Annotated in this window: 15 protein-coding genes; all 15 read right to left on the bottom strand. The window is 59.0% G+C overall.

Annotation, left to right across the window (positions count from 1 at the left end):
- Positions 1–30 precede the first annotated feature (30 nt).
- Positions 31–1,473: a protein adenylyltransferase SelO gene (locus ACJ8IP_RS02515; RefSeq protein ID WP_033642892.1), complete on the bottom strand. Its 1,443-nt coding sequence runs from the start codon at positions 1,471–1,473 to the stop codon at positions 31–33.
- A gap of 245 nt (positions 1,474–1,718) precedes the next feature.
- Complete coding sequence (locus ACJ8IP_RS02510; protein WP_033642891.1) at positions 1,719–2,450, bottom strand: EAL domain-containing protein; 732 nt, start codon at positions 2,448–2,450, stop codon at positions 1,719–1,721.
- 511 nt (positions 2,451–2,961) lie between these two features.
- Positions 2,962–3,975, bottom strand: a complete 1,014-nt coding sequence (locus tag ACJ8IP_RS02505; RefSeq protein ID WP_072627704.1) for a lipoate--protein ligase A — start codon at positions 3,973–3,975, stop codon at positions 2,962–2,964.
- Between the two features lie 59 nt (positions 3,976–4,034).
- Positions 4,035–4,499 carry an NlpC/P60 family protein gene (locus tag ACJ8IP_RS02500; protein WP_016927954.1) on the bottom strand — a complete coding sequence of 155 codons (465 nt, stop codon included), beginning with the start codon at positions 4,497–4,499 and terminating at the stop codon, positions 4,035–4,037.
- Positions 4,500–4,675: 176 nt separating this feature from the next.
- On the bottom strand, positions 4,676–5,068 hold the full coding sequence (gene arnF, locus ACJ8IP_RS02495; protein ID WP_033642888.1) for a 4-amino-4-deoxy-L-arabinose-phosphoundecaprenol flippase subunit ArnF: 393 nt from the start codon (positions 5,066–5,068) through the stop codon (positions 4,676–4,678).
- On the bottom strand, positions 5,065–5,409 hold the full coding sequence (gene arnE / locus ACJ8IP_RS02490; RefSeq protein WP_033642887.1) for a 4-amino-4-deoxy-L-arabinose-phosphoundecaprenol flippase subunit ArnE: 345 nt from the start codon (positions 5,407–5,409) through the stop codon (positions 5,065–5,067). The genes arnF and arnE overlap by 4 nt, the downstream gene beginning before the upstream one ends.
- Positions 5,406–7,070, bottom strand: coding sequence for a lipid IV(A) 4-amino-4-deoxy-L-arabinosyltransferase (arnT, locus tag ACJ8IP_RS02485; RefSeq protein WP_033652452.1), 1,665 nt, complete (start codon positions 7,068–7,070; stop codon positions 5,406–5,408). Before arnT ends, arnE begins: the two co-directional genes overlap by 4 nt.
- Entirely contained in the window at positions 7,067–7,972 is a 906-nt protein-coding gene (gene arnD / locus ACJ8IP_RS02480; RefSeq protein ID WP_033652453.1) for a 4-deoxy-4-formamido-L-arabinose-phosphoundecaprenol deformylase, read from the bottom strand. The genes arnT and arnD overlap by 4 nt, the downstream gene beginning before the upstream one ends.
- Positions 7,969–9,951: a bifunctional UDP-4-amino-4-deoxy-L-arabinose formyltransferase/UDP-glucuronic acid oxidase ArnA gene (gene arnA, locus ACJ8IP_RS02475; protein WP_033644264.1), complete on the bottom strand. Its 1,983-nt coding sequence runs from the start codon at positions 9,949–9,951 to the stop codon at positions 7,969–7,971. Before arnA ends, arnD begins: the two co-directional genes overlap by 4 nt.
- Positions 9,951–10,931: an undecaprenyl-phosphate 4-deoxy-4-formamido-L-arabinose transferase gene (gene arnC / locus ACJ8IP_RS02470; protein ID WP_033642884.1), complete on the bottom strand. Its 981-nt coding sequence runs from the start codon at positions 10,929–10,931 to the stop codon at positions 9,951–9,953. Before arnC ends, arnA begins: the two co-directional genes overlap by 1 nt.
- Positions 10,918–12,072 carry a UDP-4-amino-4-deoxy-L-arabinose aminotransferase gene (arnB, locus tag ACJ8IP_RS02465; protein WP_089194680.1) on the bottom strand — a complete coding sequence of 385 codons (1,155 nt, stop codon included), beginning with the start codon at positions 12,070–12,072 and terminating at the stop codon, positions 10,918–10,920. Before arnB ends, arnC begins: the two co-directional genes overlap by 14 nt.
- Before the next feature lie 401 nt (positions 12,073–12,473).
- Positions 12,474–13,229 carry a vitamin B12 ABC transporter ATP-binding protein BtuD gene (gene btuD, locus ACJ8IP_RS02460; protein ID WP_164106029.1) on the bottom strand — a complete coding sequence of 252 codons (756 nt, stop codon included), beginning with the start codon at positions 13,227–13,229 and terminating at the stop codon, positions 12,474–12,476.
- Positions 13,230–13,234: 5 nt separating this feature from the next.
- Complete coding sequence (locus ACJ8IP_RS02455; RefSeq protein ID WP_033642881.1) at positions 13,235–13,786, bottom strand: glutathione peroxidase; 552 nt, start codon at positions 13,784–13,786, stop codon at positions 13,235–13,237.
- A gap of 45 nt (positions 13,787–13,831) precedes the next feature.
- Positions 13,832–14,839: a vitamin B12 ABC transporter permease BtuC gene (gene btuC, locus ACJ8IP_RS02450; RefSeq protein ID WP_033652456.1), complete on the bottom strand. Its 1,008-nt coding sequence runs from the start codon at positions 14,837–14,839 to the stop codon at positions 13,832–13,834.
- A 179-nt stretch (positions 14,840–15,018) separates the two neighbouring features.
- On the bottom strand, positions 15,019–15,435 hold the full coding sequence (locus tag ACJ8IP_RS02445; protein WP_047026211.1) for a DUF2502 domain-containing protein: 417 nt from the start codon (positions 15,433–15,435) through the stop codon (positions 15,019–15,021).
- Positions 15,436–15,865: the final 430 nt, after the last annotated feature.

The following is a 15,865-nucleotide window of genomic DNA, read 5'->3' as shown; positions in this document are numbered from 1 at the left end:
AAGGGCGCCATGAGGCGCCCTTTTTTCATCTCAGCTGGAGCAGGAAATCTCCAGATGTTTGCCCCAGTCCGGCGGCAGCGCGGCGAGATCGTCATACTCCGGCGCATCGTCGAACGGCCGCAGCAAGGCCTGATGCAACCGCTGCAAACGGCCGACGTCGTCTTTCTCCGCATCCTCAATCGCTTGCTGGGCCAGGTAGTTGCGCAGGATCAGCCGCGGGTTCACCGCCTTCATCGCCCGTTGTCGCTCCGCGTCGCTGACCTGCTCCTGCTGCAAACGCTGACGATATTGCTGATACCAGGCGTCGAAGGCCGCGCGGTCGATAAACTCATCGCGCAGCGGCGACTGCGCCTGTTGCTGTTCTGTTTCGCTCAACAGGCGGAACGTGCGGGTATAGTCCCGCCCTTCCTGGGCCATCAGGCTCAACAGGCCGGTCAGCACGTCGTTATCCTGCGCCGTCGGCGTGAAGAAGCCCAGTTTGGCGCGCATCTGTTCGCCATAGGCGCGCATCAACGCCGGTTCATATGCCGCCAACGCCTGCTGCAGCTGTTCGGCAGTCATCAGCCCCGACAAAGTTTGCGCCAGGCGATGCAGGTTCCATAACGCCACCGCCGGCTGATTATCAAAGGCGTAACGCCCTTGATGGTCGGAATGGTTACAGATATAGCCGGGCTGATAGTCATCGAGGAAGCCGTAAGGGCCGTAATCGATGGTGATGCCGAGAATCGACATGTTGTCGGTGTTCATCACGCCGTGGGCGAATCCGACGGTTTGCCAATGGGCGATCAGGCGCGCCGTGCGTTCGACCACGTCGGTAAACCACAACAGGTAACGATCGGCCTGATCCTGCAACTGCGGCCAGTGACGGGCGATGACGAAATCCGCCAGCTGCCGCACCTGCTCCGGCTGTTTGCGGTAATAAAAGTGTTCGAAGTGACCGAAACGCACATGGCTTTCCGCCACCCGCAGCAGCATCGCGCCGCGTTCCGGCTGCTCGCGGTATACCGGTTGTTGACTGGTGACAATAGTTAACGCACGCGTGGTGGGGATCCCCAGATGGTGCAACGCCTCAGAGGCCAGAAACTCGCGGACAACCGAACGCAGCACCGCGCGGCCATCCCCCATGCGTGAATACGGCGTCAGCCCGGCGCCCTTCAGGTGCCAGTCGCGGTGACTGCCGTCCGCCAGGACTTGTTCGCCCAGCAAAATGCCGCGGCCATCGCCCAGTTGCCCGGCCCAGACGCCGAACTGGTGGCCACTGTACACCTGCGCCAACGGCTGCATGCCCGGTAGCAGCGTTTCCCCCGCCCAAATCGGGGTTTTATCCTGAGTAAACCAACTGTCATCCAGCCCCAGCTCGCGCGCCAGCGGCTCACTGTGGTACAGCAGGCGCGCATCCTTGAGCGGCGTCGGGTTCAGGGCGGTGTAAAAACCGGGTAATTGTTGGTAGTAAGCGTTATCGAATTGCGGCATAGGCCCTCCGTTTCAGCGTAGTGTAGAGCCTGAACGGGAGGATTAACACCGAAGGAATGCAGGGAGAACGCATCCGCCTGTCGCCAGAACGGATGCGGGAGGTTTCGCGTGAGGAAACGCGCTGAACGTCGGCTGACAAACGCGGTTATCAGCAAAAACGTGGGTGAATAACGGCGACTGAATCACGCTAAACATCACCCCGTCGCTTATTTACCTCATTGTGTGTAGTTTTTTTGTATCACTTCTTAATTATTGAACTCGCTGGGCATCGCCAGCAAAGCTTGCAGATTATCCACACCAACGCTGGGCCATAAAAAACCTTGCAGGCCTAAAACACCGGCGTATCTGAGTTTATTAAAGTACTCTTTTTTCTCTATTCCTCCGACGATCACGCCTTTACACAACAGGTTGATATTCTTTAACAACGAGTCGATGACCACGTCATACCCCTGATGGGTAAACAGCTGCCAGTAAAAACGCTTGTCTATCTTTACGTAGTCAAACAAACCATCGTACAACGCGGTCAGCGTGGCTTTACCGGAACCGAAATCATCGAGCCACAGCGTAAACAATTCGCTTAATCGCCGCACGCTCGTATTGTTCTTTCCGGCAGAAAGATTCGGAAAACTCTCACTCATTTCAAATGCAATAAAAGGATATTGCCGGATCCTCTGGCACAAGGCCGGATCGGAAAGAATAAGCTCGACGATGGTTTCTTCGATATTGATGGTCAACTGCACGCTGTTACCGGTAAACCAGGCAGCATGCTGCTCCGCCAGTCTCAATTGCTCATTAAATAACTCAATCCTTTGTTCAGGCGCCAATAAATTAATCCCAATTTCGGCCGGCATGGCTAAATCACCGTCGAGACTGTTGAAACGGCTCAACATTTCCACCGCCAACAGCCCGCCCTCCATTGAGTAAACAGGTTGAAAAACATAGCTACTAATAAAGTCAGCTTCGAGTTGGATGTTCATTTTAATGCCACAGGATGAATGGCTAGCGTATCATCGTATATCAATATATTTTATCGATCAATCCTTCTGGGATTAATCGGAAATATCAATGCAAATGCTCGTAAAATATCATTTAATTGATAGATTAAAGCTATACGACAATCGCGAACGGCGCAAAGAAAAGCAGCCGCACTTATGCCAGTTTTCTCGTTCGGCGCGTGATGCGAAAAGATATTTGGCTTAAGTGGAATGGATTTGAGGTCAAATTTGACTTATCTCCTTTGTTTTAATTAAGAAAAATCCTAAATAAAGTAAAATAATCTTTCTGACTTAACGCCAATTTTTCCGGCCGTTAACGATGACTGATTAAATTTAATAACGCATCAATTCCGCCCGTTATTCGCAGCATTGAAAACCTGAAAAAATGCCCACCTTGATTTTCAGAAAATCTGCGCTACGCCCAGCGAAACGTCGCTTTCAGCGATAAAAAAAGGGATGAGCACGCTCATCCCCTCGCAGCCAGACCGCCCGGCTAGCGGATGGTATCGCTCAGCCATTGCCGCAGCTCGGTCAATTCAGCCGCCTGTTGCGGATAGGCCGCCACCAGGCGGTCGCAGCAGGCGGCGACGGGCTCACTGCGGTACGCGCAGCCCACCAGCATGTCCGCCAACCGCTGTAGCGGAGCCGGATTCAGGCTGTCGGTGAATACCTGCGCACGAACAATTGTCCCCTTCTCGACATCGAAGAACAGGTCCACGCCGCCCCAGACGAAGCGTTCATTTAGCAGATGGCTGAACGCCGGCGCCTTGCCGAAATTCCATTCCCAACTGCTCTGTTTGGCGAACTGCGCGGCAAAATCGGGCAGATCGGGGAATACATCCGGCGAAATGATCTCCGGCTCGGCCGTCTCGCCATAGTGGGCGAAGAAGGCCTGCACGATCGCCTCACACACCTGCTCATGGTTGATGCCCGGCAAAAACTCCGCCAGGTTGGCGACGCGCGAACGCACCGAGGTGATGCCCTTGGCCTGCAGTTTTTTGGGATCCGGATTGAGGTAGTCCGCCAGCCGCTCCAGATCGGCATTCAGCAACAGCGTGCCGTGGTGGAAACCGCGATCCTGCGTTTCGCGATAGGCGGAGCCGGATATTTTGCGCGGCCCATCGGCAGTTTCCATCACCAGGTCATTGCGCCCCGATGCGCCGGCCGTTACGCCCAACTGCCGCAGCGCTTGCAGAATGATGTTCGTGGAGACGCTTTTATCGTACCCCGGCTTGCCGGCCATAAAGGTGAAACAGGTGTTGCCCAAATCGTGGAATACCGCCCCGCCGCCGCTGCTGCGCCGCGCCAGCCGAATGCCATCCTGTTCCATACGCCGGGTGTTGCACTCTTTCCAGGGGTTCTGCGACTGGCCGATCACCACCGTTTCGGCATTGCGCCACAGGAAGAGGATTTTTTGCGTGGTCATTTCGCGGAAGATGCACTCTTCCACCGCCAGGTTGAACCAGGGATCGTAGGAGTCGGAGATCAGTAAACGCAAACTGTTCATGGCAGGCACCGTTCAAAACACGTGATGCCGCCATGATACACCAAATCAACGGGTTAAGGCTAAATGCGCCGCGCCTGCCAGTACACCCGTTTCCAGTAAACGTTATCGAGCGAGGAGCGGATCACCCCGCGGCTGGTCGAAGCGTGGATAAATTGGTCGTTGGTATCGTAAATGCCGACGTGCAGACCGTTCTCACCGCCGCCGGTTTTGAAAAACACCAGATCGCCCGGCATCAGTTCGTCGCGCGAGACCTTGGTGCCCAGCGAGGTTTGCTCTTCGGTCGAACGGGGCAGCTGCATATCGAAGCGATCGCGGAACGTGCGGTAAACAAAGCCGGAGCAATCCACGCCGCCGCGATCCAGGCCGCCGTAACGGTATGGCGTGCCGTACCACTGGCGCAGTTGTTCATTGAGCTGAGCCACCACCACGATAGAATCCGCCAGGCGGCCGCTGGGTGGCGGCGCATGGCTGCTGCAACCGGCGAGGATTAAACTGGCTAATAAAAACCACACACGCATCCGCATAATATCCCTTCATTGAACACGTTGCCGCATTATGCCATTCGGTACACCACTACACTGCCTGCGAGGCAAAGCCGGCACCACGTAAGGAAAGCGCTATTTCGCGTTAATTTATCTCCCGCACGGGGAAAAAGGCAAGCGCCATGAGGGAGATAATAGCAGGATCGCCGGTTTTGGCCCTATTGCGGCGATTTGGTCTCGGATTTGCTGTTAATCAGCCAGACGCCGAACAGAATAAACAGCGTGCCCAACGTTTTCAGCAGCGTAGCGGATTCGTTAAACCACGGCAGGATCACCGCCGCCAGGTAAACCAGCGCATAGCTGACGCTCAGCAGAGGATAAGCGCGGTTTAACGGCAGATGGCGCAGCGCAAAGAACCAACACAGCATCGACAGCGCATAGCCAAAGATGCCGCCGCCCACCGCCAGCAGCGGCAGCCAGTAGTCGCCGATCAGCGTCAGCGAGACGTCGGCGAACGACATCAGCGGGATCTGAACCATGCCCCACTTCATCAGCAACTGCGCCAGCGTCACCAGCAGTACGCTGGCGGCGCCCCAGGCATAGCCCTTCATGAATGCACGCTCATCAGCAGGATCCCCAGCATAATCGACGCCACGCCACACCAATGGCGCGCGGTCGTCGGCTCGTGAAACAGCCAGCGCGCGGCCAGCGTCACCATCACGAAGTTAAGGCTGAGCATCGGGTAAGCCAGGCTGAGCGGCAGGCGTTGCAGCACATTGAGCCACACCGCCATGCCCAGCCCCAGCAACAGCACCGCCAGCGCCAGCCAACGCAGCGTCTGCTTGAGCCGCGCCTCGTCCGCCCGTTCCCAGCAGTGCGCCGCCTGCTTCTGGCACAGCTGCCCACCACAGGTGAGCAGACTGACCACTATCACCAACAGAAAACCGATCATGGTTGCTGTTTATACCACATCAGCACCAGACGGTTCATGCGATCCACCTTGTCTGCGGCAGGCAGTTCCTGCGGCAGCGCTTCGCCGCGGGAGAGCTGCAACACCAGCGACACATTCCCCTGCTTGCGCGCCTGCGCCAGCCACTGCGGGAAGTCGGCGTCGCTGATCAGGTGCCCTTTGGCGTCCGGATACTCCAGACCATAGGCCACCTCGCCTTTCTGGCTGTACATCAGCACGTCGCTGCGCTTGAGTTCCCAGGCCAGGCCGGCCGCCACCCCGACGCTGTCGGTCAGCACGTAACGGCTGTCGCCCAGTTCGGCCATCGTGGCGCGGGCGAAGTTCTGCGGCAGTTTGGAATCGGTCACCTGCTGCGGAATCGCGTAACCGATCACCAGGCACAGCAGCACCGGGCAAGCGGCCGCCCAACGCCATTGGCGGCCGTTATCGCGCGCGGAGACCAGCGCGAACAGCAGCCAACCGCCGAACGCGATCAGGCCGAGTACCACTTTCGGCCACTCCTGCGGAGTAAACAGATGCGCTTTCGGCAGCAAACCGGAGCTCAACACCACCAGCGCCACGATGCCAATCAGCCCGAACAGGCCGTTCAGCCAGGCGTTGGCCTTAAACAGCCTGGCGCGCAGCGTGGCGGCATAGTCTTCCGCATAGGCGGTCATCAGCAGCGCCAGCGGCGCCATGCACGGCAGAATATAGGTCGGCAGCTTGCCTTTGGCGATGCTGAAGAAGATCAGCGGCATCATCGCCCAGCTCAGCAGGAAGAACAGCTCCGGGCGCTGCACGCGTTCGCGCCAACCTTTGAGCAGCGCGCCGGGCAGCAGCGCCAGCCACGGCAACACCGCCGCCAGCAGGATCGGCAGGTAATACCAGAATGGCGCCTTGTGCTGGGCGTTATCTTCGGCGAAGCGCTGAATGTGTTCGACCCAGAAGAAGTAATTCCAGAAATCGGGCTCACGTTGCGCGATCGCCAGCGCCCACGGCAGGCTGAGCAACGTGGCGGTCACGATCGCCACCGGGCCGTAGCACAGCAGATCCTTGATGCGACGTTGCTGAATGACAATCGGGATCACCGCAATCACCGGCACCGCCAGCGCCAGGAAGCCCTTGGTCATAAAGCCCATGCCGCAGGCCAAGCCCAGCAAGGCGTAGGCGCCCAGCTTGCCTTTGACCGAGGTGGCTTTCAGCGTCAGGTAATAGCTGACCATTGCCGCCGCCAGCCACAACGAAATCATCGGATCCAGCACGCTGTAAGTGCCGATGCTGAACACCAGCACCATCGACAGGAACATCAGCATCGCCAGGCTGGCGCGACGCGCATTACGCCACATCAGCATCGCCAGCGCGAACACCAGCAGCGCGGTCATGCCGGTGCTGAACACCGAGCCGAACCGCACCGCAAAGTTGTTTTCCCCGAACAGCCACTGGCTGATGTTATTGAACCAGTATCCCGCTACCGGCTTCTCGAAATAGCGCAGCCCCAGCAGGTGCGGCACCACCCAATCGCCGCGTTGCAGCATTTCACGGCTGATCTCGGCATAACGTGTTTCATCCGGCTGCCACAGCAGGCGACCGTTAAGCGGGATCAGATAGACCAGAGCAAAAAAAACGGCCAGCAGAATGGCCCAGGATCCTTTTAGCGCCTTCATGTAACGTCCTTCACATCGGTTTGACAGCCCAGCCAACCTTCGCGGCCGGGGAAAGGAGCGCGCTTGATGCGGCCCAACGGCAGTGACGCCAAATCTTGCGGTAACAGCGCGCTCAGCGGACAGAATTCGATGCCCTGCTGCCGTGCGCGTTGCAATAACTGTTCGAACATCGCCGCTTGCGACATGCCTTCCACTTCGGTGTGAATGGTGTACACCGGTACGCCGCGATCGTTCTCGATGGCGCGCAGAATGTAGTCGTTGAAGTCGGCCATGCTGACTTCGCTGCCGATCACTTCGTCGAAGGTCGGCAACGTCACCGGGATCTGCACCGTACCGTGACGCCCGTCGCTCAGCACCGGACGGAACGGATGGGTGCCGCGGCAATCGCTGTTGTAATGGAAGCCGAAGCGCTGCTTGACCTCCAGCACGCGCGTGTCGGCACGCCACCCTGCTACGGCGGAGCATTTCACCGGCTGGCCGGTGCTGGCGCTCAGGGCATCGACGCCCCGCTGCACCTGTTCGGTCAGTTGCGCCTCGCTCCACTTGCCGACGTTGGCCTGCCATCCCTGGTGATCCCAGGCATGCAGCCCGACTTCATGGCCGGCTTCGGCGGTGCGCTTCATCAGCGGCCCCAGCGCGCGTGAAATGTTGCGCCCCGGCCACGCGGTGCCGGCCAGCAGAATATCCAGACCGTACAGCGAAGCGGCGTTCGAGCGCAGCATTTTCCACAGAAATTTCGGACGCAAAAGGCGCCAAAGATGGCGCCCCATGTTGTCCGGTCCCACGCTGAAGAAGAAGCTGGCCTGAATGTCGTACTTTTCGAACAGGTCCAGCAACTGCGGCACCCCTTCACGGGTGCCGCTGAAGGTATCTACATCAACCCGCAGACCGACTTTCTTCATGCATCGTTCCCTTCCTGAACGGTAGTGCGCAGGAAGTAGTCCAGCGTATCGGCGACGGTTTGCTTCATCTCGATGGTCGGCTGCCAGCCCAGCAGGCGGCGCGCGTTCTTGATGCTCGGCGTGCGGTGCTCGACGTCCTGGTAACCTTTACCGTAGTAGCTGCTGCTCTCCACGTCCTTGAAGCCGGCAAACGGCGGGAAGCGGTCGCGCAGCGGGTGGTTGTTGAAGCTTTCCAGCAGCATTTCCGCCAGCTCACGAATGCTCGCTTCGTTGGTCGGGTTGCCGATGTTGACGATCTGGCCGTCACACAGGCCGTCACGGTTCTCAATGATGCGGAACAGCGCTTCGATGCCGTCGTTGATGTCGGTGAAGCAACGCTTCTGTGCGCCGCCGTCCATCAGTTTGATCGGCGAACCTTCTACCAGGTTGAGGATCAGCTGGGTGATGGCGCGGGAAGAACCGATGCGCGCGGCGTCCAGGTTATCCAGACGCGGCCCCATCCAGTTGAACGGACGGAACAGCGTGAACTTCAGGCCTTCTTTGGCGCCGTAAGCCCAGATCACCCGATCCAGCAGCTGTTTGGAGACCGAGTAGATCCAGCGTTGTTTGTTGATTGGCCCGACGATCAGACGCGAATGGTCTTCATCGAACTCTTTGTCGTCGCACATGCCGTACACTTCGGAGGTGGACGGGAAGATGATGCGCTTGTTGTATTTCACGCAGTCGCGAACGATCTTCAGGTTCTCTTCGAAGTCCAGCTCGAACACGCGCAGCGGGTTACGGGTGTATTCGATCGGCGTCGCGATCGCCACCAGCGGCAGCACCACGTCGCATTTCTTGATGTGATACTCGATCCACTCGGAGTGGATGCTGATGTCGCCTTCCACGAAGTGGAAGCGCGGGTTGTCGAGGAAGCGGCTGATGGCGTCAGAGCCGATATCCAGACCGTAGATGTCGTAACGATCGTCGCGCAGCAGACGCTCGGTCAGGTGGTTGCCGATGAAACCGTTGACCCCGAGGATCAGCACGCGGGTGCGGCGTTTCATCACGGCGTTAGGCTTGGCGGCCAGACGCACGTCGGTGACGATGCCCATTTCCTGCGCCAGGCGGCTGCCCTGCACGTACAGGCCACTTTCGTTCTGCCCGGCGACGATTTCCAGCGCGCCTTCGCCACAGGCGATGACCAGCGGGGCGGTGCTCAGCACGGTGCCCGGTTGTTTATCGTGTTGGGTATCCAGCACGCGGGAACGCCAGACGATCAGCTTGCGCTGGCCGAGGTAGCTGAATGCCCCCGGGTACGGTTCAGTGACGGCGCGCACCAGGTTGTTGATCTCTTTGGCGGATTTGTGCCACAAGATCTCGCCGTCCGCCGCGGTGCGGCGCCCGAAGTAGCTGGCCTGAGACTCATCCTGCTTGGTAAAAGTGGCGGTGCCGTTCTTCAGCTTCGGCAGCTGCTCTTTCAACACGGCCTGCGCGGCTTCCAGCACTTTTTTGTGCAGCGTCAGCGCGGTGTCGTTGTCGGCGATAGCCACTTTCTGCTGGCCCACAATGTCGCCGGCGTCAGGGCGTTTCACCATTTTGTGCAGGGTGGCGCCGGTTTCGGTTTCGCCATTCACCAACGCCCAGTTCACCGGCGCGCGGCCACGGTAGCGCGGCAGCAGCGAACCATGCAGGTTGAAACCGCCCAACGGGGCCAGCGACAAGATCTCGTCGCTCAGCATGTGACGATAGTAGAACGAGAAGATCACGTCCGGCTGCAGTTCGCGAATGCGATCAACCCACAGCGGGTGGTTCACGTCTTCCGGCGCATAGACCGGCAGATCCAATTCGGCGCCCAAACGGGCCACGGAGGAGAAGAAGTTGTTCTCACCTGGGTCGTCGGTGTGCGTGAACACAGCCTGCACGTCATAACCCGCCTCAGTCAGCGCTTTCAGACCTGCGCAGCCAATATCATGGTAAGCAAATACAATAGCTTTCATCATTCTTCTTCCTGAGTATTGTGGTCTTGCTGTACGCCGACCACTTTCTGAACAAAATAGCGAGGACGTGCGCGCACGTCGGTATAGATGCGGCCGATGTATTCACCCAGTAGCCCCATGCCGACAAACTGGGCGCCGATAAAGGTGAACAGGACGGCGAAAAGCGTGAACACGCCGCCGGCGGCCCATTCAGGACCGAGCAGCAGACGCAGCGCGATCAGCACCAGCGCCAACACGAACCCGGACAGCGCCACGATGCTGCCGACCACGCTGAGCAAACGCAGCGGCGTAGTGGTCAGACAGGTGATCAGGTCATACATCAGGTTGATCAGCTTCATCAGGCTGTATTTGGAGTCGCCGAACTCGCGCTCGGCGTGACGCACGTCGATCTCGGTCGTGCGACGGGCGAAGGTATTCGCCAGGATCGGGATGAAGGTGCTGCGCTCATGACAGTGCAGCATCGCCTCAACGATATGACGACGGTAGGCGCGCAGCATGCAGCCGTAGTCCCCCATCGATTTGCCGGTGGCGCGTTGAATCATCATGTTGATTACGCGCGAAGCGCTTTTGCGGAACCAGGAGTCCTGACGGTTGGCGCGCACGGTGCCCACCACGTCATAGCCCTCTTCCGCCACGCTGACCAGCCGAGGGATTTCCTCCGGCGGGTTCTGCAGATCGGCGTCAAGGGTAATCACCAGATCGCCGGTCACCTGATTGAAACCGGCCATGATCGCCGAATGCTGGCCATAGTTGCGGTTAAGCAGGACGGCAATCACGTGACTGTCCGGCTTTTCGGCCGCCGCGGTCAGCATGTCAGCGGAGTTGTCGCTGCTGCCATCGTCGACGAGAATGATTTCATAAGGTTGGGATAACTGCTTACAGGCGGCGGTAGTGCGCTCCAGCAACGCAGGCAGGCTTTCCTGCTCGTTGTATACCGGGATGACTATCGACACTTTTTTGATCGGTTCAACGCGAGACACGTAAAGACTCCACAACAGAAGACAAGGCATTGACCACGCGATCCACATCGGCGTCGGTCATATCAGGGAATAGCGGTAAGGTGCACAGCCGCGCCGAGTTCCATTCGGTATTCGGCAACGACAGCTGCGGATAGCGCTCACGGTAGAATTTCTGGGTGTGCGCGGCACGGAAATGCAGCCCGGTGCCGATGCCAACCTCTTTCAGGCGCTCCATCAGCTGGTCGCGATCGAGGCCGCAGCGCTCGGGATCGACGCGCACCATAAACAGGTGCCAAGCGTGATCATGCGGATAATCCGGCACGCCCAACGGCTGGAACGGCGAGCCTTCCAGCGCGCTCAGGTAGCGCTGCGCCAGCGCCTTACGGCGCGCGTTCAGCTCGGCGAAGCGCGACAGTTGCACCACGGCGATCGCCGCGTGAATGTCGGACAGGTTGTATTTGTACCCCGGCTCCACCACTTCGGCCTGCGGTTTGCGGCCAAGCTGCTGGCGATCGAAGGCATCGACGGCCAGGCCGTGGAACTTCAGGCAACGCAGGCGATCCGCCAGCGCATCGTCGTCGGTGGCGATCAGGCCGCCTTCGGCGCAGGTCACGTTCTTAATCGCGTGGAACGAGAAAATCGCCGTGCCGCGCGCGCCGACCCATTCGCCGTTGTAACGCGTGCCGACCGCATGGGCGGCGTCTTCGATTAACGGCAGACGATGGCGTTCGGCCACGGCGCGCAAAGCGTCCATCTGCAGGGGGGCGCCGGCATAATGCACCGGAACAATCGCTTTGGTTTTCGGGGTGATGGCAGCCTCAACGTCGGCGGCGCTGACCATCAAGGTCTCACGGTCAACGTCGATCATTACCGGCGCAGCGCCCAGCAGTTCGATCATGTTGAGGGTGGAAACCCAGGTTTGCGAAGGGGTGATGACTTCATCGCCGGGCCCCACGCCCAGCGCCATCAAAGTGATGTGCATGCCCGCTGTGGCGGAACTGACGGCGATGGCGTGCTTACAGCCGAAGGTGGAACAGAAGTCGCTTTCCAGTTGCTGATTTTGCGGGCCGGTGGTGATCCAACCGGAACGCAACACTTTCTCTACCGCGGCGATTTCTTCATCGCCGATGGCTGGACGAGAGAAAGGTAAAAATTGATCCATAGTTAACCCCAAACGTATCGAACTGCTTTTGATGACACTGTAAATCCCTTTCGTTTAACGAATATTAAACGCCAGAGAAGAATCGTTTCCGTGGATTAACTGCCAATGTAAGGCCGCAAGCTTAACTAAACCTTAAGACGAGACTTGTCATCAGTGGGAGAACTGATAGGAAGGCGCCGTCATCATTAATTTAATTTTATTATGTAAATCAATTTCTTATGTTTTTTAATAATTACTTACGTATTTTATTTTTGCCGAATCAAGCGTAGCACGTCATCGACGTTTTTCAAGAAAATCGATAAGAAAATGAGAGACCGCACAATATTCGCCAATCCTTACCCCGCTATTTATATTCACTGCGTTTAGTTTCCGTTTACGTTGCGCCCCGCCGACTGGGTTAATTAAGCCGTGCGGGTCATGATCCAACGCTGGTCCCCTACCCATTGCAGCTGGAAATCCACTTCATAAATCTGCGACAGCATCGCGGGCGCCATCACCTCACGCGTGACGCCCTGCGCCACCAGCCGGCCGGCATGCAGCAACCAAACCCGATCGGCCTGCTGCAGGGTGTGATTCAGATCGTGCGCGCATACCAGCGCGCTGCGCCCGCTCTGGCAGAATTCGCGCAGCAGGCGATCCAGCGCAACTTTCTGCGCCACATCCAGGCTGTTGGTCGGCTCATCCAGCAACAACAGGCGGCTGTGCGGATTGACGCTGGGCCACACCTGCAGCAAGACCGCCGCCAGCCGCACCCGTTGCCATTCGCCTCCAGAAAGCTGCGTCAGCATGCGTGACAGCTTATCCACCAGCTTCAACCGCCGGCACAGATAGAGGATGGCATGCTCCACATCGGTTTGCGTCGCCACCGCAGGCCGGTGCAGCGCCAAATACTGAAACACCGGCATCAGCGACACCGGCGGCTGTTGCTGGCTGAGGTAACCGCGCCGGGATGCCAGTTCGCTCCCCGGATAATCGGAGAGCGCGCGTCCGTCCAGACGAACCTCGCCCAGCCCCGGCAGCATGCCCGCCACCCGCGCCAGCAGAGTGCTCTTCCCGGCGCCGTTTGGGCCGATCAGGTGAACCTGCAACCCGCCGTCAATCTGTGCCGAAAAAGGCGCCAGGCGCCCCGCCCCCCCAACCTCAACGAGTTGCAGCATCCGTCTTACCCTGCCAGCGCTTGTTTCACCGCCGCCACCAGCGCCGGATCTTCCGGCGTGGTGTCAGGCGAGAAGCGCTGGATCACCGTGCCGTCGCGCGCGATGAGGAATTTCTCGAAGTTCCACAAAATATCGCCGGCGTGCTTCGGCGCACGACCTTTGCTGGTCATCCGCGCCAGGAATTCGCTGCCCTGCGGCGCGACAGCAGCCGGCTGCGCGGCAATCAGCGCCTGATACAGCGGATGACGGTGTTCGCCGTTCACCTCAATCTTGGCGAACATCGGGAATTGCACGCCGAAAGTGCCGCGGCAAAACGCCAGGATCTCTTCGTTGCTGCCCGGCTCCTGCCCCAGGAATTCATTGGACGGGAACCCCAGCACTTCCAGCCCCCGATCGCGATAGGTTTCGTACAGCGCTTCCAGCCCTTCATATTGCTTCGTCAGGCCGCACTCCGAGGCCACGTTGACCACCAGCAGCACCTTGCCCTGATAGGCCCCCAGCGTGGTAGCCTGATTTTCGATGGTCTGTAACGGCAGGTTATAAATTGGATTGCTCATCGGTTGTCATCCTGTAGTTTTTTAATGGCAGGTGAATGAAGAAAACTACCTTACGCCTTTTGCCCGGGTCAGTAACCAGATAAATAGCGGCGCTCCCAGCGTAGCGGTCACCACGCCGATCGGCAGTTCGGCCGCCAGCAGCGCAACGCGGGCAATCACATCGGCCACCAGCAACACGCCGGCCCCCGCCAGTGCGCAGGCCGGCAACAGATAGCGTTGGTCGGTCAGGCCGGTGAGCCGCAAAATATGCGGGATCACCAGCCCGACGAAGCCGATCACCCCGGCGAGCGCCACGCTGACGCCCACCAGCCAGCCGATCGCCAGCACCAGCAGGTTGCGCCACAGATGCAGCGACAGCCCGAGCTGCCGCGCCTGCACCTCGCCCAGCGCCATCAGGTTAAGCGCTCGCCCCTGGCCGCACAGCCACAGCAGCACCGGCAGCAGCGCCAACACCAGCCACTTTTGGCGCCAGTCGACGCCGCCGAAGCCCCCCATCATCCAGTACATCAACTGCCGCAGATCGAGGCTGGTGCTGAAATAGACCGCCCAGGTCATCAGCGCGCTGCACACGATGCCCAGCGCCACTCCCACCAGCAACAGCCGCGCATTGGTCAAGCGGCGCCGGCGAGCGAAGCCCAGCAGCAAGAACGTCATCGCCAGCGCGCCTGCTATCGCGGCGGCGCTCATCAGCGCTACCGGCAGCAGACCGTGGCCCAGCAGCACCGTCAGCACCAGCGCAACGCCGGCGCCGTTCGCCACCCCCAGCAGGCCAGGTTCCGCCAACGGGTTTTCAAACAGCGCCTGCATCACCGCCCCGGCTACCGCCAGGGCGGCGCCGACCAACATCACCGCCAGCGCACGCGGCAATCGCAGTTGCCAGACGAACAGCTGCGCCCGATCGCTGAACCATTCTGACGGCCATATCCATCGATCGCCGGCGCAAAGGCTAAACAGCAATGCCAGCACCACACCCAGCGCCAACAGAATGACCTGGCGTTTATCGCGGTAACGTTGATGTTGCAACAGTAAGGTGAAGGTACGGCTGGTTGGCATGGCGCGGCGATTCCCTGCCGGCCGCTGTCGTGGCCGGATAATTGACGTCTGAGTCAAATATTAGGGGGTTAACGCCGCAAGGGGAAGCCTTGCGTAAGCGATGGCGCAGGAAAGCAGCGGCTGGCCCTGCCCGTCATCGCCAGGATGATGGCAAAACCAGCCGCCGATAAACTCAGGGGTTAACGATGCTGACCGGGGTTGCCCTGCGGATAGGGCCGGCCGCGGCCGTCATCGCGCCGGTCATGGTCGCCGCGATCGTCATGGCGGCCATCATGATCACGATTATCGCGATCGCCGTGGAAAGGATTGCCGCTGCGCGCCGGCTCGCGATGCTCATAGCCGCGCGGCGGCGAAGGCTGCCAGCGCCCGCCGTCCCAGTACAGGCCGCGCGCATTGCGCTCCCCCAAACCGCGGCCCTGGTGTGCATGCCACCATTGCGGGGGACGCCAGTCGTAGCCATCCCAGTAGTAGCCGCGGCGGTCCTGATCCCCCAAATGTAGGGAAACGCCCGGCACGTTGATATCGACAGAGACATCGGCCTGTGCCGCCAGCGGCAGCAACAGCGGAAAACACACCAGCAACAGGATCTTTTTCATTTTGCCTTCTCACTCTATTTTTCTTGCTGCAGTGGTTATATCAGTGCGCTTATTTAGCGACTATCTCACCGGTGCCTATTTTCAGATCGTTTTCGACGGCCTTACACAATCCCGACACTGTTTGCCGACGTCTTTAATTATTATTGCCTCTGCCAAGGCTTAACGAATAACTGACATCGCCTAAGCGGCGCGACAATGATAATTAAACGGATCCCCACCGGAGGATAATAAGATGATTAAACGACTCGGTATGCTGCTGGCCGTGGTCGCCCTGGCCTCAACCCTTAGCGCCTGTTGCTGGGGTCCTCACGGAGGCGGAGGCCACCGTGGCGATGGCCCTGGCCATTATTACGGCCGTTATTGAAGTGAGAAATAAAAGCCACGCATTACATAAAATAAGATATAAGAATATTCCGCAATTAAGGGCAAT

Origin of the sequence: Serratia sp. CY52157 (assembly GCF_052168495.1) — a bacterium.
GTDB classification, from domain to species: Bacteria; Pseudomonadota; Gammaproteobacteria; order Enterobacterales; family Enterobacteriaceae; genus Serratia; species Serratia ureilytica.
This window is presented reverse-complemented; position numbering and strand designations above follow the sequence as displayed.

Excerpts from the sequence above, each read along its gene's own strand:
- ACJ8IP_RS02515 (WP_033642892.1), bottom strand. The coding sequence starts at position 1,473 with ATGCCGCAATTCGATAACGCTTACTACCAACAATTACCCGGTTTTTAC.
- ACJ8IP_RS02510 (WP_033642891.1), bottom strand. The coding sequence starts at position 2,450 with ATGAACATCCAACTCGAAGCTGACTTTATTAGTAGCTATGTTTTTCAA.
- ACJ8IP_RS02505 (WP_072627704.1), bottom strand. The coding sequence starts at position 3,975 with ATGAACAGTTTGCGTTTACTGATCTCCGACTCCTACGATCCCTGGTTC.
- ACJ8IP_RS02500 (WP_016927954.1), bottom strand. The coding sequence starts at position 4,499 with ATGCGGATGCGTGTGTGGTTTTTATTAGCCAGTTTAATCCTCGCCGGT.
- arnF (WP_033642888.1), bottom strand. The coding sequence starts at position 5,068 with ATGAAGGGCTATGCCTGGGGCGCCGCCAGCGTACTGCTGGTGACGCTG.
- arnE (WP_033642887.1), bottom strand. The coding sequence starts at position 5,409 with ATGATCGGTTTTCTGTTGGTGATAGTGGTCAGTCTGCTCACCTGTGGT.
- arnT (WP_033652452.1), bottom strand. The coding sequence starts at position 7,070 with ATGAAGGCGCTAAAAGGATCCTGGGCCATTCTGCTGGCCGTTTTTTTT.
- arnD (WP_033652453.1), bottom strand. The coding sequence starts at position 7,972 with ATGAAGAAAGTCGGTCTGCGGGTTGATGTAGATACCTTCAGCGGCACC.
- arnA (WP_033644264.1), bottom strand. The coding sequence starts at position 9,951 with ATGAAAGCTATTGTATTTGCTTACCATGATATTGGCTGCGCAGGTCTG.
- arnB (WP_089194680.1), bottom strand. The coding sequence starts at position 12,072 with ATGGATCAATTTTTACCTTTCTCTCGTCCAGCCATCGGCGATGAAGAA.
- btuD (WP_164106029.1), bottom strand. The coding sequence starts at position 13,229 with ATGCTGCAACTCGTTGAGGTTGGGGGGGCGGGGCGCCTGGCGCCTTTT.
- ACJ8IP_RS02455 (WP_033642881.1), bottom strand. The coding sequence starts at position 13,786 with ATGAGCAATCCAATTTATAACCTGCCGTTACAGACCATCGAAAATCAG.
- btuC (WP_033652456.1), bottom strand. The coding sequence starts at position 14,839 with ATGCCAACCAGCCGTACCTTCACCTTACTGTTGCAACATCAACGTTAC.
- ACJ8IP_RS02445 (WP_047026211.1), bottom strand. The coding sequence starts at position 15,435 with ATGAAAAAGATCCTGTTGCTGGTGTGTTTTCCGCTGTTGCTGCCGCTG.